A 1,111-nucleotide genomic window follows, 5' to 3' on the forward strand; every position below is an offset into this window, starting at 1 on the left:
GGCCCGCTGCTGGCGCACGACCTCGACGCCGCCGCGGCGGCCGCGGAGCTGGCGCTGAGCGCCGCCGAGGAGGCCGGCGCCGCGCACGTCGTCGCGCTGTCGCTGACGCGGCTGGCGCACGTCGCCGGCTTCCGCGGCGACTTCGGCGAGCAGCAGCGGCTGGCGGCGCGCGCCGTCGCGGTCGCGGTCGCCGACGGCGGGCGCGAGACGCACCACTCCTCGCACGCCCACCTCAACCACGCGCTCGCGCTCGCCGACGTCGACCGGCCGCGGGAGGGCAGCGCCGCGGTCGCCGCCGGGCGCGGCCTCTACGAGCGGCTCGGGATGGAGGAGACGCTGCGCAACTCCCACCACTACGCCGGCTACCCGCTGATGTTCGCCGGCCGCTGGGAGGACGCGATCGCCGAGCTGCAGACCGCCGTCGCGCTGAGCGAGGAGTCGGGCATCAGCTGGACGCCCGACGTGCTCGCGGCGCTCGCCGTGATGCTCGTGCGGCGCGACGAGCTGGAGGCGGCGCGGGAGCTGGTGGCGGCCGGCGAGCGCGCGATCGCGGCCGGGGCGCCCGAGTTCCGCCTCGGCTGGCTGGCCTGGGCGGGGGCGCTGGTGCAGGAGGCCGACGGCGACCACTCCGGCGCGCTGGAGCGGTTGTGGGGCGCGTGGACGACGGTGAGCGCGGCCGGGGTGCTCGGCGAACAGCGCCACTTCGCGCCCGATCTGGGGCGGATGCTCGGCGACAAGAGCCGCCTCGCGCAGCTCGCCGACGCGATCGAGGCGCTCGCGCGGCGCAACCCCGAGCTGCCGGCGATCGCCGCGCTGGCCGCCCGCTGCCGCGCGCTCGCCGACGGTGATGCCGAGGCGCTGGCGGTCGCCGCCGAGCAGTACCCCGACGGCCCTCGCCCGCACGAGCGGGCGCTCGCCTGCGAGGACGCGGCCGTCGCGCTCGTCGCCGCGGGCCAGCTCGAACGCGGCCGCGCACTCGCCGACGCCGATCGGCTCGAACGCGGCCGCGCGCTCGCCGACATCGCGCTGGAGACCTACACGCGCCTGGGCGCGCGCCGCGAGGTGTCGCGCGCCGACGCCCGGCTGCGCGCGGCCGGCCTCCGGCGCGGGC

At 79.3% G+C, this 1,111-nt stretch carries 1 protein-coding gene; it reads left to right on the forward strand.

Features of this window, described 5'->3' with window-relative positions:
- The coding region (locus R7226_RS31510; RefSeq protein WP_318601524.1) for an ATP-binding protein at nt 1-1,111 on the forward strand (1,111 nt) is incomplete at both ends.

Origin of the sequence: Conexibacter stalactiti (assembly GCF_033542075.1) — a bacterium.
GTDB lineage: Bacteria > Actinomycetota > Thermoleophilia > Solirubrobacterales > Solirubrobacteraceae > Conexibacter > Conexibacter stalactiti.